Source organism: Caballeronia sp. NK8 (assembly GCF_018408855.1).
GTDB lineage: Bacteria > Pseudomonadota > Gammaproteobacteria > Burkholderiales > Burkholderiaceae > Caballeronia.
On record NZ_AP024325.1, the window covers coordinates 591128 to 615526 of the forward strand.

General features: G+C 64.1%; 25 protein-coding genes and 1 pseudogene. 12 read left to right on the plus strand and 14 right to left on the minus strand.

Annotation, left to right across the window (positions count from 1 at the left end; translation table 11 throughout):
- The first annotated feature begins 17 nt into the window (after nt 1-17).
- From NK8_RS28115 to NK8_RS28145, 7 genes are read left to right on the plus strand one after another with little or no spacing between them, the layout of a single operon-like run.
- Nucleotides 18-968, plus strand: coding sequence for an ABC transporter substrate-binding protein (locus NK8_RS28115; RefSeq protein ID WP_213233033.1), 951 nt, complete (start codon nt 18-20; stop codon nt 966-968).
- A gap of 7 nt (nt 969-975) precedes the next feature.
- Nucleotides 976-1836 carry an ABC transporter ATP-binding protein gene (locus NK8_RS28120; RefSeq protein ID WP_213233034.1) on the plus strand — a complete coding sequence of 287 codons (861 nt, stop codon included), beginning with the start codon at nt 976-978 and terminating at the stop codon, nt 1834-1836.
- Complete coding sequence (locus tag NK8_RS28125) at nt 1833-2591, plus strand: ABC transporter permease (RefSeq protein ID WP_213233035.1); 759 nt, start codon at nt 1833-1835, stop codon at nt 2589-2591. Before NK8_RS28120 ends, NK8_RS28125 begins: the two co-directional genes overlap by 4 nt.
- A complete protein-coding gene (locus NK8_RS28130; RefSeq protein WP_213233036.1) occupies nt 2588-3364 on the plus strand; it encodes an ABC transporter permease in 777 nt (258 codons plus the stop codon). Before NK8_RS28125 ends, NK8_RS28130 begins: the two co-directional genes overlap by 4 nt.
- Nucleotides 3365-3366: 2 nt before the next feature.
- Entirely contained in the window at nt 3367-4773 is a 1407-nt protein-coding gene (gene leuC, locus NK8_RS28135; protein ID WP_213233037.1) for a 3-isopropylmalate dehydratase large subunit, read from the plus strand.
- The gene (leuD, locus tag NK8_RS28140; protein ID WP_213233038.1) at nt 4770-5387 is read left to right on the plus strand and encodes a 3-isopropylmalate dehydratase small subunit; all 618 of its coding nucleotides are present in this window, start codon (nt 4770-4772) and stop codon (nt 5385-5387) included. Before leuC ends, leuD begins: the two co-directional genes overlap by 4 nt.
- 16 nt (nt 5388-5403) lie before the next feature.
- On the plus strand, nt 5404-6273 hold the full coding sequence (locus NK8_RS28145; protein ID WP_162069844.1) for an oxaloacetate decarboxylase: 870 nt from the start codon (nt 5404-5406) through the stop codon (nt 6271-6273).
- 4 nt (nt 6274-6277) lie between these two features.
- Here NK8_RS28145 and NK8_RS28150 read toward each other — a convergent pair whose 3' ends face one another.
- The 6 genes from NK8_RS28150 to NK8_RS43725 form a co-directional block, all read right to left on the minus strand.
- Nucleotides 6278-8035: an IlvD/Edd family dehydratase gene (locus tag NK8_RS28150; RefSeq protein WP_213233039.1), complete on the minus strand. Its 1758-nt coding sequence runs from the start codon at nt 8033-8035 to the stop codon at nt 6278-6280.
- Between the two features lie 80 nt (nt 8036-8115).
- On the minus strand, nt 8116-8946 hold the full coding sequence (locus NK8_RS28155) for a siderophore-interacting protein (protein WP_213233040.1): 831 nt from the start codon (nt 8944-8946) through the stop codon (nt 8116-8118).
- 16 nt (nt 8947-8962) lie between these two features.
- On the minus strand, nt 8963-9706 hold the full coding sequence (locus NK8_RS28160) for a PadR family transcriptional regulator (RefSeq protein ID WP_213233041.1): 744 nt from the start codon (nt 9704-9706) through the stop codon (nt 8963-8965).
- A gap of 386 nt (nt 9707-10092) precedes the next feature.
- The gene (locus NK8_RS28165) at nt 10093-11199 is read right to left on the minus strand and encodes a PHB depolymerase family esterase (protein ID WP_213233042.1); all 1107 of its coding nucleotides are present in this window, start codon (nt 11197-11199) and stop codon (nt 10093-10095) included.
- Nucleotides 11200-11289: 90 nt separating this feature from the next.
- Entirely contained in the window at nt 11290-11871 is a 582-nt protein-coding gene (gene phaP / locus NK8_RS28170; protein ID WP_213233043.1) for a TIGR01841 family phasin, read from the minus strand.
- Nucleotides 11872-12151: 280 nt separating this feature from the next.
- A complete protein-coding gene (locus NK8_RS43725; protein WP_213233044.1) occupies nt 12152-12295 on the minus strand; it encodes an RbsD/FucU domain-containing protein in 144 nt (47 codons plus the stop codon).
- Between NK8_RS43725 and NK8_RS28180 the strand changes: the two genes are divergently transcribed.
- The gene (locus NK8_RS28180; RefSeq protein WP_367657812.1) at nt 12237-12908 is read left to right on the plus strand and encodes a hypothetical protein; all 672 of its coding nucleotides are present in this window, start codon (nt 12237-12239) and stop codon (nt 12906-12908) included. The genes NK8_RS43725 and NK8_RS28180 overlap by 59 nt on opposite strands.
- Before the next feature lie 164 nt (nt 12909-13072).
- On the opposite strand, the gene NK8_RS28185 is transcribed toward NK8_RS28180, so the two are convergent.
- Together NK8_RS28185 and NK8_RS43730 are read right to left on the minus strand one after the other, a co-directional pair.
- Complete coding sequence (locus tag NK8_RS28185) at nt 13073-13975, minus strand: NmrA/HSCARG family protein (protein ID WP_213233046.1); 903 nt, start codon at nt 13973-13975, stop codon at nt 13073-13075.
- A gap of 97 nt (nt 13976-14072) precedes the next feature.
- Nucleotides 14073-14177 (minus strand): annotated as a pseudogene (locus NK8_RS43730) (polyisoprenoid-binding protein); the annotation flags it as partial.
- A gap of 192 nt (nt 14178-14369) precedes the next feature.
- On the opposite strand from NK8_RS43730, the gene NK8_RS28200 reads away from it, so the two are divergent.
- From NK8_RS28200 to NK8_RS28215, 4 genes are all read left to right on the plus strand, one after another.
- Complete coding sequence (locus NK8_RS28200) at nt 14370-15293, plus strand: LysR family transcriptional regulator (RefSeq protein WP_213233047.1); 924 nt, start codon at nt 14370-14372, stop codon at nt 15291-15293.
- Nucleotides 15294-15545: 252 nt separating this feature from the next.
- Nucleotides 15546-16127 carry a flavin reductase family protein gene (locus tag NK8_RS28205; RefSeq protein WP_213233048.1) on the plus strand — a complete coding sequence of 194 codons (582 nt, stop codon included), beginning with the start codon at nt 15546-15548 and terminating at the stop codon, nt 16125-16127.
- A gap of 267 nt (nt 16128-16394) precedes the next feature.
- The gene (locus NK8_RS28210; protein WP_225936497.1) at nt 16395-17093 is read left to right on the plus strand and encodes a hypothetical protein; all 699 of its coding nucleotides are present in this window, start codon (nt 16395-16397) and stop codon (nt 17091-17093) included.
- Nucleotides 17094-17178: 85 nt separating this feature from the next.
- Nucleotides 17179-17931 carry a class I SAM-dependent methyltransferase gene (locus NK8_RS28215; RefSeq protein WP_213233049.1) on the plus strand — a complete coding sequence of 251 codons (753 nt, stop codon included), beginning with the start codon at nt 17179-17181 and terminating at the stop codon, nt 17929-17931.
- On the opposite strand, the gene NK8_RS28220 is transcribed toward NK8_RS28215, so the two are convergent.
- From NK8_RS28220 to NK8_RS28245, 6 genes are all read right to left on the minus strand, one after another.
- Nucleotides 17904-18371, minus strand: coding sequence for a hotdog family protein (locus NK8_RS28220; protein WP_213233050.1), 468 nt, complete (start codon nt 18369-18371; stop codon nt 17904-17906). The two genes, NK8_RS28215 and NK8_RS28220, sit on opposite strands and share 28 nt — an antisense overlap.
- Nucleotides 18368-19165, minus strand: coding sequence for a beta-ketoacyl synthase chain length factor (locus NK8_RS28225; RefSeq protein WP_213233051.1), 798 nt, complete (start codon nt 19163-19165; stop codon nt 18368-18370). The genes NK8_RS28220 and NK8_RS28225 overlap by 4 nt, the downstream gene beginning before the upstream one ends.
- The gene (locus NK8_RS28230) at nt 19162-20367 is read right to left on the minus strand and encodes a beta-ketoacyl-[acyl-carrier-protein] synthase family protein (RefSeq protein WP_213233052.1); all 1206 of its coding nucleotides are present in this window, start codon (nt 20365-20367) and stop codon (nt 19162-19164) included. The genes NK8_RS28225 and NK8_RS28230 overlap by 4 nt, the downstream gene beginning before the upstream one ends.
- An 80-nt stretch (nt 20368-20447) precedes the next feature.
- A complete protein-coding gene (locus NK8_RS28235; RefSeq protein ID WP_213233053.1) occupies nt 20448-21170 on the minus strand; it encodes a bifunctional 2-polyprenyl-6-hydroxyphenol methylase/3-demethylubiquinol 3-O-methyltransferase UbiG in 723 nt (240 codons plus the stop codon).
- Between the two features lie 39 nt (nt 21171-21209).
- Nucleotides 21210-22025 carry a polysaccharide deacetylase family protein gene (locus NK8_RS28240; protein ID WP_213233054.1) on the minus strand — a complete coding sequence of 272 codons (816 nt, stop codon included), beginning with the start codon at nt 22023-22025 and terminating at the stop codon, nt 21210-21212.
- Complete coding sequence (locus NK8_RS28245) at nt 22022-24394, minus strand: MMPL family transporter (RefSeq protein WP_213233055.1); 2373 nt, start codon at nt 24392-24394, stop codon at nt 22022-22024. Before NK8_RS28245 ends, NK8_RS28240 begins: the two co-directional genes overlap by 4 nt.
- Nucleotides 24395-24399: the final 5 nt, after the last annotated feature.

Sequence of the window (24399 nt, forward strand, 5' to 3'; positions counted from 1 at the left end):
CGCGCGGTGCCTGTCTCATGTCTCTCGCGGCTGCGCTGACGTGCAGTATCGGCGCGCGCGCCGCGCCGCTCACCGTCACGCACTGGGGCGACGGCATGTACGGCGTGCCGTTCGCGGTCGCGATGGAAAAGGGCTTCTTCAAGGAAGAAGGCGTCGACGTGACCGGCTTCATCACATCCGAAGGCGGCGGCACCACCGTGCGCAATGCGATGGCGTCCGAGATTCCCTATGGCGAAGTCGCGCTGCCCGCGGCGATCTCGGCGGTGAAGCAGGGCGTCGATCTGACCATCGTGCATGGCGGCGTCCAGAGCCTCGCCGATCTCGTCTGGGTCGAGCAGAAGAACGGCACGATCACCAACATCCAGCAGATGAAAGGCAAGACCATCGGCTATAGCAGCCCGAAGTCGACGACCGATACGGTCGTCACCATCGCGCTCGATCGTGCTGGACTGACGGGGCAAGTGCAGCGCAAGCCCGTCGGCAGTTCGAGCGGCATGCTGACTTCGCTGCAGCAAGGCGCGGCCGATGTGGCCTATATGACGGAACCGTCATATAGCGCGAAGAAGGATCAGTTGCGCATCGCGTTTCGATCGACGGATATCGTGCCCAATGAAACGCAAACGGTCGGCATCGTGCGAACCGATTATCTGAAGGCGCATCCCGAGGTAATCAAAGGGATCATCAAGGCCCGACGCAAGGCCGTGCAGTACATGACCGCGCATCGCGACGAGGCCGGGCAGATTCTCGCGAAGCAGTACAAGATGGACCCGGCGGTAGCGGCCTCCGCGCTCAACAACGTGCTGGACTCCGACCCGAAGTACTGGAGCGAAGGCAGCTTCGACCGCAAGAGTATGGACGAAGTGCTCAAGGGCCTGATTCTCGTGAAGGCGATTCCCGAAGGCCCGTTCGACTGGTCGAAGATCGTCGACGAATCGCTGCTTCCCGCCGATCTGCAAACGAAGAAGTGAGGCTGCGATGAGCGTGTTGTCACGTCGCACGAAGATATCGGTCGTATCGCGCGATCCCGCTTCACAGGACGCCGGGCGCGTTCAGGCGCGTCTCACCGATGTCACGCGCATCTATCCCGGCGCTGCGGGCAAGCCGCCGTTTCACGCGCTCGGTCCCGTGAGCCTCGAATTGCGCGCGGGCGAGTTCTTTTCGGTCGTCGGGCCATCGGGTTGCGGCAAATCGACCTTGCTCGATGTGCTCGCCGGCCTGAATGCCGCGAGCGGCGGCACGGTCGAGTTCGAAGACAAGCCCGTGGCGCGTGAAGTGCCCGACGGCGTCGCGGTCGTGTTTCAGGAAGACGCGAGCTTTCCATGGCTCAACGTATTCGACAACGCAGCGTTTGCCGCGCGCCGCGCGGGCGTGGCGGAGAACGAAGTGCGCGAGCGTGTCGATCATGCGTTGTCGTTCATGGGCCTGAAATCGTTCGCGCGCGCGTATCCGGCGCAGTTGTCGGGCGGCATGCGCCAGCGCGTCTGCATCGCGCGCGCGATGTGCGTGCGTCCGCGCCTGATGCTGCTCGACGAACCGTTCGGCGCGCTCGATCAGCAAACGCGTCTCTTGATGGGCGACGAAATGCTGAAGCTGTGGCGCGATACGGGCGCGACCGTCATGCTCATCACGCATTCGATCGATGAAGCGGTGCTGCTGTCGGATCGCATCGGCGTGATGTCGGCGTGTCCGGGCCGCTTCATCGCGACCATCGAAACAGGCTGGACGCGCCTGCGCGACAGCAAGATCGCACTCGATCCGCGCTTCGGCGAACTCACCGCGCAAGTGTGGGGCCTGTTGCGCGACGAAGCATTGAAAGCGCTCGGGAGCAAGCCGTGAACGTGGCCGCGCGCTGGCGTATCGGGCTCGTCGTCACGTTCATCGCGCTGCTGGAGATCGCGACGCGTCTCGCGTGGATCAATCCCGTCTCGTTCATTCCGCCTTCGCGCATGGCGGTCAGTGCGTGGGACATCATCACGTCAGGGCAATACACCATCGATATCGTGCAGACGCTCGGCAGCGCGCTGGCGGCCGTGGCGCTGGCCGTGGTCGTCGGCTTCTTCGGCGGCGTGCTGCTCTTCCGTTTGCCGCGTCTGCGCCGGGTCCTCGATCCCTTGCTGCTCTCGTATTACGCGGTGCCGGTGTTCGTGCTGTATCCGATTCTCATCGTGATCTTCGGGCTGAATCGCTGGCCGCTCGTCGGCATCGGCTTTCTGTTCGCCGTCGTGGCGATGGCGGTGAACACGCTCAACGGGCTGGAGCGCGTGCCGCGTGTGCTCTTGCGCACCGCGCGCGTATGCCGCCTGAGCACGCTCGATGAAATTCGTCTGATCACGTTTCCTTCGAGCCTGCCGTTCGTGTTCACCGGAATCAAGCTGACGGTGGTGTACGCGTTCATCGCGGTCGTCGCGGGCGAGTTCGTATTGTCGGGCTCCGGCTTCGGCTATCAGATCGCATTCGCCTACAACGCATTCGACAATCCGACGATGTACGGCCTCATGCTCCTGATGCTGGTCTTCGTCACGACGATCAACGGCTTGCTGCGCCAGGCTGAAAAGCGCCTGTACCGGCGCATCAGAAGGGAGGCGGCATGAGTACCGTCGTCATCACGCACGGCACGAGAACGCGACACGCGCAGCGCTGGACCGATGCGCTCGTGCTGGTCGTCGTGCTCGTCGCGCTGTGGCAGATTCTGAGCGAAGCGCTCGGCCCGGATGTGCTGACCACGCCCGCGCATACCGTGCAGCGCGCGATGCATATCGTCAGTGATGCTGATTTTCCTGCGAGCCTGTACGTGACCTCGCTCGCGTTCGCCTCGGCGTTCGCGATATCGGCGATCGCGGGCGTCTGCCTCGGCCTGCTGCTCGGCGCGCGCCGCATGGCCGGCGACGTCATGGAGCCGCTGATGATGGGCTTCTATTCGATCCCGAAGGTCACGCTCTATCCGGTCGTGCTGCTTGCATGCGGTCTCGGGCTGTGGGCCAAGATCGTCTTCGGCGTGATGCACGGCATCGTGCCGATCACGCTCTTCACGATGAATGCGGTGCGCAACATGCCGCCGATCTACGCGCGCGCGGCGAAGACGTATCGCATGAGTCCAGGCGATTTCGCGCGCCATGTGCTTTTTCCGGCATGCGTGCCGGAAGTGGTGTCGGGCCTGCGTATCGGCTTCTCGCTGACGCTGCTCGGCACGCTGATCGGCGAAATGTTCGCATCGCAGAGCGGCATCGGAAGAATGCTGATGATCGCGATGAACCGCAACGAAACCAGCACGATTATGGCGCTCGCGCTGATGCTCTTCGTGTTCGCCACGCTAGTCAATATGCTGTTCCTTGCCTGGCAACGTCATCTCACGCATAGCGACTGATCATGAAAACGCTCTTCGACAAGCTGTGGGACAGCCACGCGATCGCGCATCTCGCAGGCGGCATCGATCTGCTGCAAGTGGATCGCCATCTGATGCACGAACTGACGGGCGTGGAAGCCGTGCGCGTGCTGGAGCGGCGCAACCTGAGCGTGGACAGCCCCGCGCTCACCTTCGCGACGCTCGATCACGTCATCTCGACGAAGCCGGGCCGCCACGCAGGCGATGCCGACTGGGCCACCGACATGGTCGTTGCGATGCGCGATCAGATGGCGCATCACGCAATTCCCATCTTCGATATCGGCAACGATGGACAGCAAGGCATCGTGCATGTGATCGGACCGGAGCTCGGGCTCTCGCTGCCGGGCACGTCGATCGTCTGCGCGGACAGTCACACCTGCACGCACGGCGCGATGGGCGCGCTCGCATTCGGCATCGGTTCGACGGAAGTGGTGCATGTGCTCGCAACGCAAACCATTCGCCAGAAGCGGCCGAAGACGATGCGCGTGCGCTTCGATGGGCGCGTGCGCGAAGGCGTGAGCGCCAAGGACATGATTCTGTACGTGATCGGCCAGATCGGCGCGGCGGGCGGAACGGGGCATGCCGTCGAATATGCGGGCGAAGCGATCGAAGCCTTGTCGATGGAAGCGCGTCTCACGTTGTGCAACCTGAGCATCGAGCTGGGCGCGAAGTTCGGGCTCGTCGCGCCCGACGCAACGACGTTCGCCTATTTGCGCGATAAGCCATACGCGCCGCAAGGCACGCAGTTCGATGCCGCACTCGCAGACTGGAAAGCGCTCGCAACAGATGAAGGCGTGCACTTTGACCGCGAGGTGACCATCGATGCCTCGGCGATTCGCGTGCAGGTGACGTGGGGCACGAGCCCCGAACATGTGATCGCACTGGACGACGCGGTTCCCGATCCGGCGACGCTCACCGACGAATCGCGTCGCCAGGCGGCGCAGAACGCGATCGATTACATGGGCGTGCGCGCGGGACAGCATCTCGATGAGCTTGCGGTGGACCGCGTGTTCATCGGCTCGTGCACGAATAGCCGCATCGAGGACTTGCGCGCGGCGGCGCGCGTCGTCGAAGGTCAGCATGTCGCGCGTCATGTGAAGGCCTGGGTCGTGCCGGGTTCGCTCACGATCGCGCGCCAGGCCCATGATGAAGGGCTCGACGATATCTTCCGCGCGGCAGGTTTCGAATGGCGCGAGCCGGGGTGCTCGATGTGCGTCGGCGCGAATGGCGATATCGTCGGGCGAGGCGAGCGTTGCGTGTCGACGTCGAATCGCAATTTCATCGGCAGACAAGGGCCGGGCGCGCGCACGCATCTCGCGAGTCCCGCCGTTGCCGCCGCCAGCGCGCTTGCGGGGCACATCGCCGCGCCGCAGGCAGGAGCATCGCGATGAAAGCTGTCACGACGATCACGGGCCCGGCCGCGCCGCTCTTGCGCGACAACGTCGATACGGACCTCATCATTCGTATCGAACGCATTTCGCAACTGAAGCGCGGCCAGCTCGGGCCTTATCTGCTTGAGACCTTGCGCTATCGCGGCGATGGACCGGCAAGCGGCCCGCGCGAAGACTTCGTGCTGAATCAGCCTGCGTTCGTCGACGCATGCACGATCCTCGGCGGCAAGAATTTCGGCTGCGGCAGTTCGCGCGAGATGGCGGTATGGGCGCTCGAGGAAGCGGGCATTCGCTGCGTAATCGCGCCATCGTTCGGCGATATCTTCTACAACAACTGCCTGCAGAACGGCTTGCTTCCGGTGCAACTCGATGCAATCGCGATCGAGCGCATCGCCGCTGCATCACGCGGTGGCGCACATGTCGATGTCGATCTGCGCGCGCTCGAGATACGCGCGCCCGGACTGGACGCGATTCGCTTCGAATTCGACGAAGCGCAACGCGAGGCGTTGCTGGAGGGACTCGACGAAATCGACCAGACACGACGCTTCGCAGAGCAGATCAATCGTTTTCGCGCCGACGACCGCAAGGCGCGCGGCTGGGCTTACCTTGCCTGACTTCCGGAGACTCATCTTGACCCGTTCCGCACGCTTTCGCGAGTTGTTCAAGGAAGGCCCCTTCGTCTGCATGGGCGCGCACGACGCCATTACCGCGATGCTCGCGGAGCAGGCCGGTGCGAAGTCCATCTATGTGTCGGGCTTCGTCGCGTCGGGTGTCGTCGCGGGGCAGCCCGATGTCGGCGTGCTGTCGCAGACGGAAATGTTCGAGCACATCCGGCGCATCTGCCGCGTGACATCGGTGCCGATCTTCGCGGATGCCGATACGGGCTATGGCGGCATCCTCGACGTCCAGCGCACGATGCGTCTCTGGGAAGAGGCGGGCGCGTCCGTGCTGCATCTGGAAGATCAGGCGCTGCCTAAAAAATGCGGCCACTATGCGGGCAAGCAACTCGTATCGAAGGAAGAGATGGTGCTGAAACTACGCGCGATGATCGACGCGCGCCGCGATCCGGATTTCTTCATCGTGGCGCGCACCGATGCGATCGCGGTGACGGGTATCGACGATGCCATCGCGCGGCTCGAAGCGTATGCGCAGGCGGGCGCGGACGGGCTCTATGCCGATGCGCCCGAAAGCCTCGAACACATGCGCGAGCTGACGCGGCGCCTCAAGCCGCTCGGCAAGCCGATTCTTTTCAATCAGGCGCGCACGGGCAAGAGTCCGTATGTGTCGATGAAAGACGCCTATGAAATCGGCTTCGATTACACCTTGAGTCCCATCGAGCCGATGCTCGCGATGCACAAGGCGGTAAAGGACATGCTCGCCGTGTTCATGCGCGAAGGCTCGACGGATGCCATCGCCGATCGTCTGACGCCGTTCGATGAATATAACCGCTTCGTCGGACTCGACAAGGCGGTCGATGTCGAAAAGCGTTTCGCGAAATAGCCATTCACTTGCGCGGCGTCACGCCGCGCTTCTCCGTCGCGCGCAGAAAATCGAAATCAACGCCCTTGTCCGCCTGCGTCACGGTGTCGTAAAACAGCTTGCGATAACCGCGCTCCGCGCTCGGCGGCGTGACGGGCGAAGCGTGCGCGCGCGCGGCGAGTTCTTCATCGCTGATGAGCAGACTGATCTCGCGCTTCGACACGCTCAGACGGATACGGTCGCCGCTTCGAACGTGCGCGAGCGGCCCGCCCACCGCCGATTCCGGCGTCACGTGCAGGACGATCGTGCCGAACGCGGTGCCGCTCATGCGTCCGTCGGAAATGCGTACGATATCCTTCACGCCCGCGATCGCGAGCTTGCGCGGAATCGGGATATAGCCCGCTTCGGGCATGCCGGGTGCACCCTTCGGGCCGATGTTCTTCAGCACGAGAATATCGTCGGGCGTGACGTCGAGATCGTCGGCGTCGATGCGTGCTGCGAGATCCGCGCCGTTCTCGAACACGACCGCGCGGCCTTCGTGTTCCATCAGCTTCGCATTCGCCGCCGATTGCTTGATGATTGCGCCACCTGGGGCGAGATTGCCTTCGAGCACTGCGATGCCGCCTTGCGGATAGATCGGCTGGTCGAACGCACGCACGACGTCCTGCTCGAATGCCGGACCCGCGGCTTCGATCTCTTCGCCGAGCGTGCGGCCCGTGACGGTCAGCGCATCGAGGTTCAGAAGCGGCTTCAGTTCGCGCAGCAGCGTCGCCATGCCGCCGGCCTTGTGGAAGTCCTCCATGTAATGCGAGCCTGACGGCTTCAGATCGACGAGCACGGGCGTCTCGCGTCCCATGCGATCGAGCGCCTTCAGATCGACGTCGTAGCCCATGCGCCCGGCGATCGCGGTGAGATGCACGATGCCGTTCGTCGAGCCGCCGATTGCGAGCAGTACGCGCATCGCGTTTTCGAATGCTTCGGCGGTGAGGATCCTGTCGATGGTGAGGTTATCGTGCGCCATCTGCACGGCCTGCGTGCCGGTCAGTTCCGCAATCCGCATGCGGTCCGACGTCACCGCCGGCGGCGATGCGCCACCCGGCACGGTCATGCCGAGCGCTTCCGCAATGCATGCCATCGTGCTTGCCGTGCCCATCACGGAGCAGGTGCCCACGCTCGCGACGAGCCGATCGTTCACCGCCGCGATCTCCGCTTCGTCGATCTCCTGCGCGCGAAAACGCCCCCAATAGCGCCGGCAATCGGTGCATGCGCCCACGCGTTCGCCGCGATGCGCGCCCGTGAGCATCGAACCGGTGATGAGCTGAATCGCGGGAATGCCCGCCGATGCCGCGCCCATCAGTTGCGCGGGCACGGTCTTGTCGCATCCGCCGATCAACACGACTGCATCCATCGGTTGCGCGCGGATCATCTCTTCCGTGTCGATCGACATGAGATTGCGCAGATACATGCTCGTCGGTTGCGAGAACGATTCGGCGATGGATATCGTCGGAAAGTCCATCGGCAAGCCGCCCGCGAGCATCACGCCACGTTTTACTGCTTCGATGAGTTGCGGCGCATTGCCGTGACACGGGTTATACGCGCTGCCCGTATTGACGATGCCGATAACCGGGCGATCGAGCGCGCTGTCGGTATAACCCGCGCCTTTGATGAACGCCTTGCGCAGGAACAGCGAAAAGCCGCTGTCTCCGTAGCTCGTCAGCGATTTGCGCAGGCCGCCCGGTTGCGCGGGTTCGTCGCCGGGCTTTTTCTTGAATGTGTCGGTCATGGTCGCACTGCCGTTCGATGAGCGTTGAATGCCCTCGATTATCGCGGCTTTCCATGATGCCTGCGTCGCCCGACGTCCGATCAATTGTCGATCGTTTCGTGCACGCCTTGCTCGCCGCGCTTCCAGTACGCCGATGCGCGAATGCGGCGCTTGTCGATGCCGCGTTCCTCGCAGAGCAGCTTGCGCACGGCGCGCATGAGCGTGGCTTCGCCCGCGGCCCACACGTAGCCTTCGCCATCGGGCAAAAAGGTTTCGCGCAGCGCGAGCAGAAGCTCGCCGCCCGGATGCTCGCTCTCATTGCGATAGCGCCATTGCGCGTAGAGATCGGCGCGCGTGTCGAATTCGATGCGTGCGGATGGATCGGCCACTTCGATCAGCGTCGCGACGCGCGTGCCTTCGGGCAACTCTTCGAGACGACGCGCGATGGCGGGCAGCGCGGTTTCGTCGCCGATCATCAGATGCCAGTCGAATTGCGTCGGTATCACGAAGGAACCACGCGGCCCGCCGATGCCGAGATACTGGCCCGGCGCGGCTTGCGTGGCCCATGCTGTCGCGGGGCCGGCTTCATGCAGCGCGAATTCGATATCGAGTTCGCGCCTGGCCGTGTCAAACCGGCGCGGCGTGAAATCGCGCGCGATCGGACGCGGCTTCGAAGGATCGAACTCGGGACCATTGGAGCCTGCTTGCGGCAGCGCCGGCATCGACTCGCCGGGCTGTGGGAAAAACAGCTTCACGTGATCGTCGAACGAGGCGCTGACGAAGTCCGCGAGATCGTCGCCCGTGAAGCTCACGCGCACGAGATGTGGATTGAGCGCCTGCACGCGCGTGACTTGCAGCAGGCGGAACCTGAGCGCGTGACGCACGCGCGTGACTTCGAGATCGGGCCGGTCTTGCAGAATGGATTCGGTCATCGTGTGTGGCTCCTTCTTAGGCCTGCTTCGGCGCGGGATTCTGTTCGATTTCCGCAGTGGCGCGGGCAAGGATCGCGGCGATGCGGCGTTGTTCGTCCTGCGGCGCATCGGTGCGCAAGAGCAGCGCTTTCTTCAGCGCGCGGCGCGCGGCGATCAGTTCGGGCGCCCAGCCGCTGTCGGCCGAAGCGTCATCGGCTTCCTCGCCCATGTATGCGCGCCGCACGAGATCCATCTTGCGCGCGAAGTGCGTGAGTTTCGCGAGCATGATGTCCACGCGCTCGCGGTTCGATGCGAGGTATTCGCGGCCCGCATCGGACAGCGCATAGCGCTTGCGATTGCCTTCCAGTTCGACGGTCGTATGGCCCAGTTCTTCGAGATACGTGAGCGCTGGATAGACCATGCCGGGGCTCGGCGCGTAGAAGCCGTTCGAGCGGTCTTCCAGCGCCTTGATGAGTTCGTAGCCGTGGCGCGGCGCTTCGGCGAGCAGCGCGAGCAACAGCAGTTGCAGATCGTCGGACGAGAACTTGCGGCCGCGCGGCATGCCGTCCTCGCCGCCGAATCCACCGCCCATGCCGCCCATTCCGCCCATGCCGCCGGGACCACCGCCGAAGCGGCCGCCGCCGCCATGACGATGCCGTCCGATCATGCCCCAGCGCTCGAAGGCGAAGCGTTCAGCCCACTCGGGGGCTTCGAAGGGAGAACCAAAACCGAATGCGCGGAAACCGGCTTCACGCGCACGTTGAAAACAACGGGATCTCATAGGAACACTCCAGATATGTCGTAAAACATATCTAAAGATATATATCTTTAGAGTGTCTGTCAAGCCGAGTTTCAGCGGGGTGCCGAACCGGCGAGCGGGTGCGATGGAGCGGCTTCGCGCAGACCCGAGCCGCTGGCATTGACCGTCAAGTAGCGACGGCTAGGATGTGCATGGCGAGTTCCTTGGCGGTCACTGTCGCCCCATGAAAAGGTGCAAATCTATCGAGTCTTACGCGAACGGGCACAAGCCGAAGAGGGGCGGCACGGTACACCCTTGTCACCTAAGGCAAGTTGCTCCGTCCTGAATTTTTTCTGTGATGCGATGAGTATCACAGAGAAGCGGTCGGCTTCTCGCGGATGTACTTCGCCACGCATAAGCGCTTGCCGTCAGTATTGCCGGCTGCCGTCTCTCGTGAATTGACCGAAGAATCGCGCAATCTCACGGCTCGCCGCCGGTCCGCGCATGTCCGTATGGGTGCCGTCGGGATGGCCTCCGGACCACGCGTGACCGAGTCCGTGTACGACCCACTGCTCGCCGATCGATTCACCGTCACGATCATGAAACACGTGCCGGGTATAGGCGTGGCCACCCGCGTCGTCGGCGACGTATATCGAGGATGACGTCACTGCGTCGTCGGACATGCCATGCAGCAACTGGCTCATCGCCACGATCTGTTCGCTGTTGCGCGGATGCACCGTGTCGTCGGCATCGCCGTGAAAAACGATCAGAGGTACCGCGTGCGGTTTGGGGCCGCCGGACAGGATGTCGGGCAAGCGCACTTTGCCCTTGCCGTCATTCATCGCGCAGAGTGCTGTCATCTGCTCGTCGGCGACGCCGAACGCCAGGCCCGAATGAATCGCCGCGGCCGCGTAAAGCTCCGGATGCGTCACCGCAAGATTGACGGCCAATGCTCCACCAGCCGACATACCCGCGATATAAACGCGAGCGCGATCCACGTTATACGTGGCCGCGACCTCGCGCGTGAGGGCCGCGACGGCCGCCGCTTCGCCTGATTCGCGCGTCTGATTCGCCGGCATGAACCAGTTCCAGCACCTCAGTGGATTCGAACTTTCCGACTGCTCCGGATAGACGACGATAAAGCCGTTCTCCTCGGCGACGATGTTCATTTCGGTCCCCGACGCGAAGTCGTCCGGGTCCTGCTGCGCGCCGTGGAGCATGACGATCATCGGCAGCGGCTGGCCTTCGTATGCGGTCGGAACGTAGACTTTGAATCGATAGCGCTCGTTGCCATGCTCGAAACTCTTGCTCAACCAGCGATGAGCGCCCGCTTGCGCGATCGGGTCGTCGCTGTGCGGCGGTTCATCTTCGGAGGATGTCTTTTTCGTTTCACTTTCCGATTGCAGCGGAGTCGCAGGGCTTGCGACCGCTGTCTCGGCATTGTCGAAGAATTGCGCCGTGAGACCGACGAGTTCGCGCGGAAACATCGACCAGAACGAGTCGTGCGCCCACGCAAGCGGATGGAATGGATTCATCGATTTTCCCGTCGGGTCGAGCAGAATAAAAAACCCGCGTGATGCGGGTTTCGAAAGTCAACAGTGGCACGTCAGGGCTGACGGCACGGATTAGCGCTTCGCGTCGGCCTTGGCAGAACGAACGGCCTTCTCGGATGACTCGATCGCCTCGGCGCCCGCATCCGCAAGATCGGTCGATGCCTCGGCGGCACTCGATAGCAGTCCGACGGCCTCTTGCGAAGCAGATTCGGACGCCTTCTTCAGTCCGAAGCCGAACTGCTCGATTGGGCCACGCGCCTCGTTGAGAATGTCCGTCTGCGTCGCACGAACGATCTGCCAGAAATGCCGCGTATAAGCAGCCGCCTTTTCGGGCGTCTCGGCGAGCAGAGTCGATTGCCAGCTCAGGAAATCGGCGGGTTTTGCCTGCGGGCCGGCCTTGGCAACGGCAGTGCTTTCTTCGAAGACGGTCTTGGCCGTCTGCACATTCAGTTCAGCAAGTTGCTGAAGCCCGCTCGCATACCGCTTTGCAACATTCACGAGGACCTGGAGGCTTGCTGCCGGGTAGACAAACGTTTGATTCGCGAAAGAGGAAGGAAACATTGTTGCTCCTGTGTTCAGCTTCGTAGAAAAAGCTGTATTTATGACCGAGCGCGATTTTGCTGCACCGCAATATAGAGACCCATCATACGGCACTTTCGGCTGTCGTCAAGTAAGCATTCGTGATTCCCTCTCCGTGTCATCGGTGGTGTGGACTTCAATCTGCACTCACCTTCTTCACCGCGGGCGTTTGCCTTTGAGGTGGGCCAGAGGGGTATATAGGTCGGCTGCGGATTCGCTGAAGCGGTTTGCGCTTCACGGTCCTTCCAGACCTTTTGCAGTAGGCCGGGAGGGAAGTTCGCTGCGTCATAAGCGCCGGACTGAAATGGCATGTTCAAGACTATTGCGGCAACGCGCGGCTCATCGGCGGCGGCAATCATGGCGGCGCCGCCAGAATGGCCGATTCCCCACAAGCAAATCTTGTCGCGGTCACGACGACGGCGATTTCGTCACCGTGGCCCATTGAGGACAGGGCGTGGAGTAGATCGGGGGTCAGCAGAGGATCTACGTCCTTCGGCATTTTTGTTTCCTTCAGAAGGATTTCATTAAGTCAGTTGCCGATTCCGTGTGTATCGCGCTGGATACTCATCGCAAGCGCTATCGGTGCGATGACTTTAAGTCCGTACCTTGTGCAGAGTATCTCGGATACCGGTCCACGGGTCTGCGTGCGTGCATCGCCGGAAGAAAACGAATGGCCGCTCGCGAATGGACTGGCCGAGGCCACCGAGCCTGCCGGGCTCGCGCACGGGAAGGGCGCGCTGTCCGTCATCGGAACGCAGGCGATCGTGTCGCCTGAACTGGAGTACGTACGCCGGCTGGTGGCCGATGGTTTTGTCGGCGAGGTCTTGTCATCGACATATCTTGGTTCCGGTTTCACCTGGGGCGATGAAATAGCACGCGGCGACGCGTATGCAATGGATTCCAAAAACGGCGCGACGCTGCTTTCCGTCATCGGCGGACATACCGTCGCTGCGATAGCCCGGAACGTCGCCGGTATCTACAAGTTGATGGCGAATGACCTGCGGCACGGCACGCATACGGCGCCCGATTTCGACGACGCCCTCGTACTGCATATGACGCTCGATGCCATCGAACGGTCCTCCGCGACGGGGCAGCGGGTACGAGTCGGATAGTCCAATCCGCTGGCGTTCCTCGCGCAGCGCACGCCGCGACGAAATGGCGCCCGCCAAGCCATCGGATTCGGTCTGCGCGCAGTTGAGGAAGTATCCGGTGAACATCGTCGAACAGCGATGATGAACAGACGCATCGGACCTGATCGGCCTGAAAGGCCTTTTTATCAGGCCGCCGGGATTGCAAAGTTTGCTCTGGCCCACTCGGCAAAACTCGTGGGCTGCCGACCGGCGACTTTGTTCGCGAGCGCGATCGCGTCGCGCGAATCCGAGCCGAGATACGTGTGCGCCTCGAAGTACGCGAGCATGGAAGCGATATCTCCGGCGCCGGGAAACCACGTAGCAAAAACCTCGCGCGGGACCTGCGTGAACGAGAACGCGTTTCCTTGTCGATTCAACGTGGCGATGATTTCGTTGAAGCTGAGGAAGTCACCCACCAGCGGTAAATGTTCACCGCGTCCCGCGAGTTCCGGTTGCGCGAACGCGCCAGCCACCAGCCGGCCGAGTTCAGTGATGTCGCCCGCATGAATGACCCGCCGCTCGCGATCCAGCGGCAGCGCCCAACCCGTCGTGCCGTTTGCCTGTTTTTGCGGGCCCATTGCGCCGAGCAGGTTCTGGTAGTAGAACGGCGCGATCACGAACGTGTGATGGGCAAATCCGGCTTCAGTCACGATGCGTTCGACCTTCGCCTTGTTCGTGAAATGCGGGACATCAATGTCGCCACGGCTGATCGCTTCCACATTCGGCAGAGTCGACCAGATGAGGTGCTGGACGCCAGCCTCTTTCGCTGCGGTGACAGCGGCCAGCGCCTGGCCGCGTTCGTCCGCTCCTGCTTCCCATGAGTTGGTCACAAGAAAAACGCCATACGCTCCGGCAAACGCCGCTTTGAGCGTTTCCGTACGATTGAAGTCCGCCAGAACGACTTCGTCACCCAGCTTCGGATGCGCGGCTGGATTGCGCGTCAACGCTCGCACTTTGAATTGGCCGCTTGCCTGCAGCGCGCGCACGACGGCGCCGCCTTGCTGACCAGTTGCGCCGACGACGGCGATGAGTTTCTGTGTGTTCGACATGATTGCTTTCCGTTAGGTTTTGCAAGGAGAGCGCTACGCTCCGAATCGCTTACTGCTTGAGTGCTTCGGCCGAGATGAGCAGCTTGGTCTTCATGCTGAAGCCGTATGTCTTGCCGAACTGGTACGTCGCGATGTCTGCAAACGCCGAAAACGACAGCGAAGCGGCGAGTGCTCCGGCCGCGATGATCAAATGCCTCTTCAAATCAGGCTCCTTGAAACGTTGAGTTGTCGCGCTCGTGCGCGGTGCCGGGGAGGGGCGGGCGTTGGGAAAGCTCGTTGGCAAATCGAACTGCGAGGCGGCCACCTACTGCGCGAACCTCAAGTATGGGTAAGAACGGTGTCCAACACTAGACGGTAAAATCGGATTGGATTAATCCATTTTTGGAGAAATAAAATGCTCGATCTGAACGACCTCGCAATGTTCGTCCAGGTGGTCCGCGCGAGCAGTTTCTCGGAGGCGGCGCGGCGCCTGGGCATGCCCGCGAACACGCTCAGCAGAAGAATCGATCAACTCGAAGGCCAGCTCGGCACTCGTCTGTTGCATCGCTCTACTCGCAAGCTCTCGCTGAGCGCGGAGGGCCAGGTGTTGTTCGAACGCTATGCGCCTGCGCTCGACCGGATCTTCGAGATAGGGCGGCTACATGCAGACGAGCAGGCGCCGTCCGGCTCGGTGCGCGTGGCGTCGATGGCAGGTTTGTTTGAACTCATCGGCATGGAATGGCTAGTCGAGTTCTATGCGCGATATCCCAGGATCAGCCTCGACTTCGTGCTCGACGATACGCCGACTGATCTCATCTCCGAGCGCATCGATCTCGCCGTGCGCATGGGAATCGAGACCGGTAGCGGTTTCAAGACGCGTCGGCTGGCGCCGAATGCAATGATTCTCGCGGCGAGTCCGGTCTATCTGGAACGCCGTCCTGCACCACGCACGCTGCGGGAACTCGCCGGACACGACTGCCTGACGATATCCACCCGCCAGGGGCGTGGCACATGGCGTCTGCAGGGCCCGCGCGGCAGTCAGGAGATTTCGATTGACAGCCGGTTCGCGGTCAACGACATGCGAGTGCTGGCGCAAGCCTGTATCGCTGGGCTGGGCATTGCGTTGCTGCCGCAGTTGATGGTCGACCCGGCCCTAGCGCAGGGAAAACTGGTGCGGGTACTGCCGAGCTATCGACGCGCGAACTCGGGCCTCGGCCTGCAACTGGTTTACACGAGCCGTCCACCGGTGCCGCCCGCGGTCGCGGTCTTTGCAGAATTTCTTGTGGAGAAGCTGGAAGAGACGATGACAGACCCGTCAAGCCATCATGCCGGCCGATAGGTACGCCGCTCGCGAGAGTCGCTTAAAGCCGAGGGTGCGTGTGCAAATGGCACTCTGCTCACTTATCGCGTCGAACAAGCCCGAAGCGTGGATCGAATCCATCGACTTCAGCCAGCCAGCGACTGCACTGCAACATCTCGAACGAGATCAAGGAGTGGGCGCCGCAACTCCGGGCATCGATCACAGACGGTCGCGCGTGCATTTTGAACGTCGCATACAATCGCTCGAATTGTCTTTTGCATTCATAAAACCATGAGCCACTTTCGTCCTGTCAAGCTGGAGCACGCCAGCCGTCTCATTAACCATGGCCCGACCGTTCTGGTCACGAGCGCGCACGGCGGCCGGCGCAACGTGATGGCCGCCGCCTGGTCGATGCCGGTGGAATTCACGCCGCCACGCATCGCCGTCGTGATCGACAAGCGCACGTACACGCGCGAGCTCGCCGCCGCAAGCGGCACGTTCGGTGTCATCGTTCCGGGGGCGGCGATGATCGATCTCACGTATGCCGTCGGCTCGTCGAGCGGGCGCGAGATCGACAAGTTCGAAGCCTTCGGCATCGAGACGGTGAAGGGGCCGGTGCTCGGCCTGCCGCTCATCGAGACGAACTGTTCGGCGTGGCTCGAATGCAGGCTGATCGACGAGAAGCACACGGAAGACGCCTACGACACCTGCTTCGCCGAAGTCGTCGCGGCGGCCGCCGATGCGCGCGTGTTCGTCGATGGCCACTGGACCATCGACGAGTCGAACCAGCCGCTGCACACGATTCACCATCTCGGCGCCGGTAACTTCGTGCGCGCGTCGTCGATGGAACTGGCAAAACCGCTCGCCCGCTGACGTTGTTGGTTTTGCCCCTCTAGCCCCGCACCGGGGGCTAAAGATTCTCCATTCCCCAGTCGATAAAGAGACGTCGACCGCGAAAGACCGAAAGGCTATTCGCGGCGGCGCTTTTTGAGCTTGCGATCCGTCATTCGAATTCGGACGCGGGCGATAGATGGGCGAGGACGGGTCTCGTAAGGTCTCCTGCAGCGCGATACGGCGATATCGCGCGACAGAGCGGCCTTGCTGATGACCGCTCGCACCGTCAGGGGAAAGGGGCGTGGTATGAAACAGCGTTTTTCGGTTATGCGGTTCCTGGTTTATCTCGTGGGCTTCACGAGTCTTCTGTCGCTGAGGCTCGTCGTTTCGCCGGACGGGCGCAGCGGCATGGCGGCGTTCATTGCGTGCGTGGCGTCGTTCGCCGCGGCGTACATGGTCTGGTACGCGTCATCGGAGGGGTATCTGCGCAATCTGCTGAGCGGCGTCGTGGTGTATCTCGCGCTCGCGGCCGTGGTGGCCGCGTGTCCGCCTTTCGTGCTCGTGCTGGCGTTCTGGTCGATCACAGGTCTTGTGAGGCGGCGGCGTGTGCTTCTCGTTCATGCGATGTCCAGCGTCGCGGTCTTCGTTCTGATTTTCCCGATGCCTTTCGCGCAACGCGTCGGCGTGCCGGAACTGGCGGGTGCGCCGGCCGCTATCGCGTATGTGTGCTTCGCGATCGCGTGGTCGGCCTGGGCGTCGCGTAGTCCGCTCAAGCTCGGCCTCTTCAAATTCGCGACGATGCTGCTCGCGGTGCCTCTGATCGCCTCGTTCGTCGCGCTCGTCGGCGGCGGGATGCTGAGCCGCCCGGAACGGCGCGTGCGCAATTCGATGATGCGCGCGCGCAAGGCGTTGACGTTGGCCTTGCCCGCGCCGGTGGTCGTGGCTACGCCGATAGCCATGGTTGCGGCAACGAAAGCGCCAGCGTTGGCAGCGATGCCAGAGTAGGGCCGGCAGGCCGGGCCTCATCGAATTATGGTATTAAGCACTCTGCATCCAAAATTCGAAACGGTTCGATGAGACAGGAGACTCAATGACCCGGCCCGACGAAACAGCCCCGCACGAGCCTCTCACGACCTACTACCCAGACGAATCCCGACGACGCCTCTGGCTGCGCGGCATCTTCGACCGCACCGCCTCCGACTACGACGCGATCGAACGCGCGATGGCTTTCGGCTCCGGCCCGTGGTATCGCAACCGCGCGCTGCGTTCCGCTGGTCTCGCGCGCGGCATGCGCGTGCTCGATGTCGGCATGGGAACCGGGCTCGTCACGAAGGAAGCGGTCGCGATAACGGGCGATCCGGCGCTCGTCACCGGCGTCGATCCGAGTCCGGGCATGGTCGGGCAGGCGCATCTGCCGATCGGCGTACAGACGCGAATCGGCGCCGCCGAAGACTTGCCCTGCGACAGCGCCGCCTACGATTTCCTGAGCATGGGTTTCGCGCTGCGCCACGTGAGCGATCTCGCGAAAGTTTTCGACGAATATTTCCGCGTACTCACGCCCGGCGGCCGGCTTTGCGTGCTCGAAATCACGCGGCCCGCACATGACGTGGGTGTCGCCGCGCTGAAGTTCTATATGCGCGGCGTCGTGCCGATGATCGCGCGCATCGTCGGGAAGAAAGAGGAAAGCGTCGAACTGATGCGTTACTACTGGGACACGATCGAGGCTTGCGTGCCACCCGATACCGTGATCGCCGCCATCACGCGCGCGGGTTTCGCGAACGTGCGCCGCGATGTCGAGCTCGGCATTTTTTCCGCTTATTGCGCGACCAAACCGGCGGCCTGAGCGGCATCGAGAATCACAGCGGCGCGTCCGCTCAGCAGCAGTCGATCCGCGCAGCGCACGGCAAAACGATAGAGCACGGTGTTGTCATCGCCGCCGATGCGCTCGGCTTCGATATCGAGCGGACCATCGAGCGTGTCGAGCCGCTCGATATGCGTCTGCACGCCGCGCACGCTCGTCAGCATGCCGACGCGCGGACGCTTGCCTTCCATGCCGACCAGCGCGCCGTGCGTCGCCATCGCCTGCGCCGCGTATTCGATGCCGCACACCGACGCAAGCCGTCCCTTCGAGCGCAACGGATTGTCGGCGGCGCGATGGCTCGTGGCCGTGCAGCGGATGCGCTCCGCATCCCACGCGACGACGGCATCCAGCAGACACATCGAGCCGCTGTGCGGAATGCGCGCGGCGATCCAGTCGCGATCGAGTGTTTGCGCGGCCGTCATGATGGATCGATGTCGACGGCCACGCGCGTGTCATCGAGATAATCGAGCACGACGCGCGATGCCGTCCCACGCGCAAGCGCTTCGAGCAACGGCAGCGCGCGCGCTGCGGGATTCGAAAGCCGCAGCGCTTCGAGATCGGCATCGGCGAAAGTGAGCGCGCCGGCATCGGTGAGACGCGCCTCGATCCGCGCAAGCGTGCGCTCGCTTTTCTCGGGCGCGAGAACGAGCGCGACGCCGAAGGCATCGGCAATCGGGCGGACGTGGCGCAACGGCTCCGGATAATCGGTGTCGTAAGCGACCAGCAACGTCGCCGCGCCATCGACGCGCACTTGCGCGAGGCTCTCCAGCAAGCCCGCGGCAAAGCTGCCGTCGTACGCGCAGAGCACGTTCGATGCGGCCATCGCGCGCGTCGCGATGCTCCAGTAGCCCGCGGGGGCGTTGTGGACGGAGTTGTGAAAGCGCGTCGGGGAAAGTTGCGGCTCGTCGCTCGCGAGGGTTTCGCAAATCGCGTGGAAGTTTCCGCCGTCGCCGCCCGATGCCGCGAACACGGCGGCGAGCGTCGCCGCATCGCGGCCGCTTTGCGCTACCGCTTCGTGCGCGGCTGCGAGCGCCGCGCGCACGACCGGCCCGGTGCGGCGGCGCTCGGCGGAGGGCAGGCCGGTCGGCGGCGGCAACACGGTTTTCGCGGCTTCGCGCGTGGTGCGTCGCGTCAGCACATCGGCGGTGCGGGGCCAGTCGGCGAGGCCTGGCCCGATCACGCCGACGCCTTCGATAAAGCCATGCAATGCAGTCATGCCGATGCCGCTCCCTTGCGTCCGAACACGAGACTGCAATTCGTCCCGCCGAAGCCAAACGAGTTCGACAGCACCGCGCGCAACGGCGTTTTTCGCGTCGAGAGCACGTAATCGAGGCCGAGGACGGGGTCCGGCTCGCGCGTGTTCGCGCCTGCCGGAATCATTTGATGCTTCAGCGCGAGCGCGGCGATCACCGCTTCGAGCGCGCCCGCCGCGCCGAGCGTGTGGCCCGTCGCGCCCTTGGTCGAGCTGCACGGCACGCGCTCGAACAGGCTCGTGAGAGCGCGGCTCTCGGCGGCGTCGTTGCTGGGCGTCGCGGTGCCGTGCAGGTTCACGTAGCCGATGTCGCGCGCATCGAGTCCGGCGCTTGCGAGCGCCTGTTCCATCGCCATGCGCGCGCCGAGTCCGTCCGGATGCGGCGACGACATGTGATATGCGTCGCTCGATTCGCCGATGCCGAGCAGGCGGATCGCGTCGTCATCGGCATGATCGGGGCGATCGCGTTCGAGCAGTCCGAACGCCGCTGCCTCGCCGATCGAAATTCCGTCGCGCTTCACATCGAACGGCCGGCACGGTCCCGGCGCGAGCAGTTCGAGCGAGTTGAAACCGTACAGCGTCGTCAGACAGAGCGTATCGACGCCGCCGACCACGGCTGCATCGATCAGACCGGTTTCGAGCATGCGCCGCGCCGAGCCGAACACCTTCGCGCCCGACGAACACGCCGACGACACCGACATGGCCGGTCCGCGCAGCCCGAAATACGCGCGCACGAAGGCGGCCAGCGAATAGGGGTTGTGCGTGGTGGCGTATTTGAACGCGGCGGGCAGCGCGCCGGTCTGCGGATCGCGGCGCTGGTAGGCGAGCTCGGTTTCCAGAATGCCCGCCGTGCTCGTGCCCATGAAGATGCCGACGCGCCCGGCGCCGTAACGAGCGATGGCCTCGCGTACGCGTTCGTCGAAGCCGTCCTGCGTCATGGCCAGTTGTGCGAGACGGTTGTTGCGACAGTCGAATTCGGCGAGATCCGCGCGTACCGGCGCGCCCTCGACGCCGGCGACGCGGCCCGCATAGGTGCAGAGCGCGGCGCCTTCGAAGTCGCATGGCGTGAGTCCGCTGCGTCCCGTCGATAGCGCCGCAAGCGTGGCGTCGAGACCGCGTCCCGCGCAGCTGGTGGCGGTGAAATGCGTAAGCAAAAGAGGGTTCACTACGGGCTCGTCTTCCAAAGTCCGGTGGCGTTCGAATTCGATGAATTGTAACAAACGAGGCCTTTCGGACCGCGCGCGGTTCAATCCATGGGTCGCGCAATCAGCAGACGATTGGCGCTGTGCGCACCGGTGCCCATCGGACGAATCGTCACCTGGAAGCGCAGGTCGTCGAGCAGCGCGAGCCATTGCGCCTCGCTGCGGACCGTGAGGCCGTTCGCGCGCCCGGAGCGGGCGATCTGCACGCCGAAATCGACGGCGCGATCGAGGCTTGCACGCCAGCCAGCGCCGGCATCGCTGACGCGCAGCAGAAGCACGCCGTCCGCGGCGAGGCTCGCATGCACGCGGCGCAGGATCGATTCCTGGGCGGCGGCGTCGATGTAATGCAGCACATCGCACGCCACGATGACATCCGACTGTGGAAACGGCGCGGTGCGAATGTCGTCGCAGACGAAGCGGATGCGTGCTTGGTGCGCCTTCAACGCGATGCGCGCGCGGTCGACATCGCGCGACGTCAACTCGATGCCGTGTATCGATAGCGGCACGGGCGGCGCGGGCCAGTGCGCGGGCCATTGGCATTTGGCGCTGTCGCGATGCAACGCGTGCGCGCCGATGAGCCACGCGGCGAGCAGTCCCTGACCACTGCCGAGATCGAGGATGCGCGCGCCATCGGGAATCAGGCCGTGCTCGAGGATGTGGCTGAAGAAAGGATCATGGCGTAATTTGCCGAGCGCGAAGTGCCACGCGAAACGGCCCGCGGCGCGGTAGGGAAGGCTGGCGGTTTCGATGAGCGCGGTCGGGGGCATGGGGGAGGGCAGTGGAGGCTCGTGAATTCCAGGCTTTCGTTAGTGACCCAAAACCGCATCGCGCAAGGTCACAGTCCCCAACCCACGATCCGCCGCCGCCCGCAAAACCGTATCGAGCACGGCCAGCACGACTGGCGCACCACGCGCATCCCTCGTCGCGTGCCCATCGTGAACGAGCAGAATATCGCCGGCCGCGAATCCCTTCAGCAGCCGCCGCGCGACCAGCGACGCATCGCCCGATCGGGTATCGAAACCGCGCCGAGTCCAGCTCGCGAGATGCAGCCCCAGCCCGCACAGCACCGGCTCGAGAAACGGATTGCGCAAACCCGCCGGCGCGCGAAAAAAAAGCGGCCGCGCCCCCGCAATCGCGCCAATCGTCGCCTGCGCAGCATCGATTTCGCGTCGCAACGCGCCCGGCCCCATCAAAGAAAAATGATGCCGATGACGCTGGCTATGGTTCTCCACCGCATGCCCGCGCGCGACGATCGCCTCGACAATGCGCGGATGTTCCCGCGCCCGCTCGCCGATGCAAAAGAACGTCGCGCGCGCGTGATATGCATCGAGCAGATCCAGCACGCGCGGCGTGACGTCGGGATCAGGACCGTCGTCGATCGTGATGGCGATGCGCGCGCCTGCCGATTCCGGCAGCGCCGTCCAGTTGTGTCCGAGCAGCGCCGAGCGCGGCCACAGCCCCGCTGCCGTCAGCGCGAGATGCGACGCAACCACGCCGCCTGCCGCCCACGGCCATGCGGCCGGCGCGACCGCCAGCGCCGCGAGCGCGCCCGCATGCACGGCCGCCGCGCCGCCGATCAGGGGCGACGGGGTCCATCGGCGCGGCTCGCCGGGCGGGTTCATCGCGTAAATCCCGAACGCGGCGCGAGGATCGCCGAGAACAGCAGCGCGAGAATCGCGCCGGGGCCGACCGTCAGCCCGAAAGTCTTGAGCATCGGCACGCTGGACAGCGCGAGCAGGCCGAAACCGAGCACGGTCGCGAGATTCGCGATCACGAGCGAGACGAGCGTTTGCGGCGAAATCGCGTTGTCTTCGGCGTGCGCGCGATAGTTGAAGAAGAGCGCATAGTTCGACCCGACCGCAACGATCAGCAGCATGCCGATCAGATGCAGGATCGTGAGCGACTTGCCCGCGACCGCAAGCCCCGCGATCACGACGATCACCGCCGCGACCAGCGGCGCGAGCGTGCGCGCCGCCCGCACCGGCGAGCGCAGCGCGAGCACGAGCAGCACGACGATCGCCGCGAAGCCGCCGAGCGATAGGCGAATGTCCTCGCGCACATAGTTTTGATAGAGGCGGTCGGCCTCGGCTTTCATATCGACGAAAAGCGCGTCCGGCACCTGCGACGCCGCCACCGCCGCGCGGATCTGCTGCGCCTGTACGTCCGAGCCCTGCGCCGCGCGCAACGGGAGCATCGCGGTCCAGCGGCCGTCGCGTGAGGTCAGCAGCGAATCGACGGCAAGCGCCATCGACGTGCCTTGCAGATCGGCGCGGCGCAGCAGGGGTTGCGCGCGGGCGGTTTCCACATCCGCGATGAAAGGCTCGAAGACTTCGGGTTTCACGCGGATCGTTTGATCACGCAGCGCGATCGCGAGACGCGTGCGGAGATCACCAGCCGAAGGCAGGCTGGCGATGCGCGCACGCTGCGCCGCATCGCTCGGCAGATAGCGCGCCGGGCTTTCGTAGCCGGCGATCACGCGCGCATCGACGAGAGGTTGCAGGCGCTGCGCCACCGCTTCCGCGCGTTCGAGCGCCGACTGCTCGCTCGCCGCCGACACCACGACGAGATAGCGCACGTCCGGCGCGCCGACATCCGCACGCAGGCGTTCGTCGAGATCCTGGCTGGCCTTCGGCACCGGGCTCAACGCGGACAACTCCTGACTCCAGAGCCCGTGCCGCTGCATGAGCAGCGCCGCGACCGCCGCGAGCAGCAGCACCGCGAGCGCCACACGCAGGCGCGACGCATGCGCCGCGACGCGCGCGAGCCCATCGCCGAGGCGCGAGACATCGCGGATCACGAAGTTTTGCGGCAACAGATACGGCAGCACGAAACGCGTGACGATGCCCGCCGTCGACAAACCGACGATCGAATACAGCCCGAGTTGCACGAGGCCCGGAAAGCCGGAGAAGAGCATCGACGCGAAGCCGCAGATCGATGTCAGCACGCCCAGACGGATCGTCGGCCAGAAGCTCGCGACCCAGTCCTTGAGCGATTCCCGTCGCTGCACCCCGGCCGACTGCACGAACAGATAGATCGAATAATCGACGGCCTCGCCGATGAGCGTCGTGCCGAAGCCGAGCGTGAGTCCATGCACGGTGCCGAACGCGAGGCTCACGGCGGCGACGCCCGCGGCCACGCCCGACAGCACCGGCATCAAACCGAGCAGCAGCGTCGGCACCGAGCGATACACCGCCAGCAACAGCACGACGATCAGCACGATGCTCGCCGCCGACAGCCAGCGCACGTCGCGCATGATCGTATCGCGCGTTTGTACGGCGAACACGCCCGGCCCCGTCATCAGCAGGCGATACGGCGACGCGCCCGGCGTCGCTTGCCGGAACGCGTCGCGGATCGCGGCCATCGCGCTGGCTTGCGCGTCGGTGTCGGAACCGGCGCTCGCGGTTTGCGCGAGCAGCACGGCGCGCTGGCCGTCGCGCGAGGCCCACGCGCCGTCCCGCATCGCGGGTTGCGCGCCGCTGTCCAGTTGACTGACGAGCGCGGTGACTTCGCCGGTCGGATCGTGCGGCAGCAGGTCTTTCGCCATCATGCCGGCGGACGAGCTCAGCAGATCGAGACTGTCGGCGAGCGCATCCTTCAGGCCCGCTTCGCTGAAACGCGCGGGCGTCACAGCCGGGCTCAACTGATAACGATGCTCGAAGACGAAGCGCTCGTCGCGCGCCTGCCCGACCGGTTCGCCGTTGTTGATCGCGGAAAAGCGTTTGTCCGCGCGCAGCGTCGCCGCGACCTTGCGCGAGACGTTGGCGCGCCCGTTCGCATCGCCGCCCTCGATGCCGACGAGAATCAGCCGCGACACGAGCCCGTCGCGCAACTGCTCGACGAGCACGCGCTGTTGCTCGCTCGGCGAGCGCGGCAGGAAAGCGGAGAGATCGGCGGAAAAGTTCGTGCGTGCGATGACCGCCGCGCACGCCGCGAGAAAGCACAGCCAGACGATGACCGCGGGCTGACGCAAGGACCGCGAAACCGCGCGCATGCCGC

Bases quoted from the DNA above. Each gene is read 5' to 3' on its own strand.
- NK8_RS28185 (WP_213233046.1), bottom strand. From the start codon at position 13,975: ATGTCGAACACACAGAAACTCATCGCCGTCGTCGGCGCAACTGGTCAG.
- NK8_RS43725 (WP_213233044.1), bottom strand. From the start codon at position 12,295: ATGCCGAAGGACGTAGATCCTCTGCTGACCCCCGATCTACTCCACGCC.
- NK8_RS28150 (WP_213233039.1), bottom strand. From the start codon at position 8,035: ATGACCGACACATTCAAGAAAAAGCCCGGCGACGAACCCGCGCAACCG.
- NK8_RS28205 (WP_213233048.1), top strand. From the start codon at position 15,546: ATGAGCCACTTTCGTCCTGTCAAGCTGGAGCACGCCAGCCGTCTCATT.
- NK8_RS28245 (WP_213233055.1), bottom strand. From the start codon at position 24,394: ATGCGCGCGGTTTCGCGGTCCTTGCGTCAGCCCGCGGTCATCGTCTGG.
- NK8_RS28215 (WP_213233049.1), top strand. From the start codon at position 17,179: ATGACCCGGCCCGACGAAACAGCCCCGCACGAGCCTCTCACGACCTAC.
- NK8_RS28155 (WP_213233040.1), bottom strand. From the start codon at position 8,946: ATGACCGAATCCATTCTGCAAGACCGGCCCGATCTCGAAGTCACGCGC.
- NK8_RS28240 (WP_213233054.1), bottom strand. From the start codon at position 22,025: ATGAACCCGCCCGGCGAGCCGCGCCGATGGACCCCGTCGCCCCTGATC.
- NK8_RS28115 (WP_213233033.1), top strand. From the start codon at position 18: ATGTCTCTCGCGGCTGCGCTGACGTGCAGTATCGGCGCGCGCGCCGCG.
- NK8_RS28130 (WP_213233036.1), top strand. From the start codon at position 2,588: ATGAGTACCGTCGTCATCACGCACGGCACGAGAACGCGACACGCGCAG.
- leuC (WP_213233037.1), top strand. From the start codon at position 3,367: ATGAAAACGCTCTTCGACAAGCTGTGGGACAGCCACGCGATCGCGCAT.
- NK8_RS28120 (WP_213233034.1), top strand. From the start codon at position 976: ATGAGCGTGTTGTCACGTCGCACGAAGATATCGGTCGTATCGCGCGAT.
- NK8_RS28200 (WP_213233047.1), top strand. From the start codon at position 14,370: ATGCTCGATCTGAACGACCTCGCAATGTTCGTCCAGGTGGTCCGCGCG.
- NK8_RS28235 (WP_213233053.1), bottom strand. From the start codon at position 21,170: ATGCCCCCGACCGCGCTCATCGAAACCGCCAGCCTTCCCTACCGCGCC.
- NK8_RS28210 (WP_225936497.1), top strand. From the start codon at position 16,395: ATGAAACAGCGTTTTTCGGTTATGCGGTTCCTGGTTTATCTCGTGGGC.
- NK8_RS28165 (WP_213233042.1), bottom strand. From the start codon at position 11,199: ATGAATCCATTCCATCCGCTTGCGTGGGCGCACGACTCGTTCTGGTCG.
- NK8_RS28225 (WP_213233051.1), bottom strand. From the start codon at position 19,165: ATGACTGCATTGCATGGCTTTATCGAAGGCGTCGGCGTGATCGGGCCA.
- NK8_RS28220 (WP_213233050.1), bottom strand. From the start codon at position 18,371: ATGACGGCCGCGCAAACACTCGATCGCGACTGGATCGCCGCGCGCATT.
- NK8_RS28160 (WP_213233041.1), bottom strand. From the start codon at position 9,706: ATGAGATCCCGTTGTTTTCAACGTGCGCGTGAAGCCGGTTTCCGCGCA.
- leuD (WP_213233038.1), top strand. From the start codon at position 4,770: ATGAAAGCTGTCACGACGATCACGGGCCCGGCCGCGCCGCTCTTGCGC.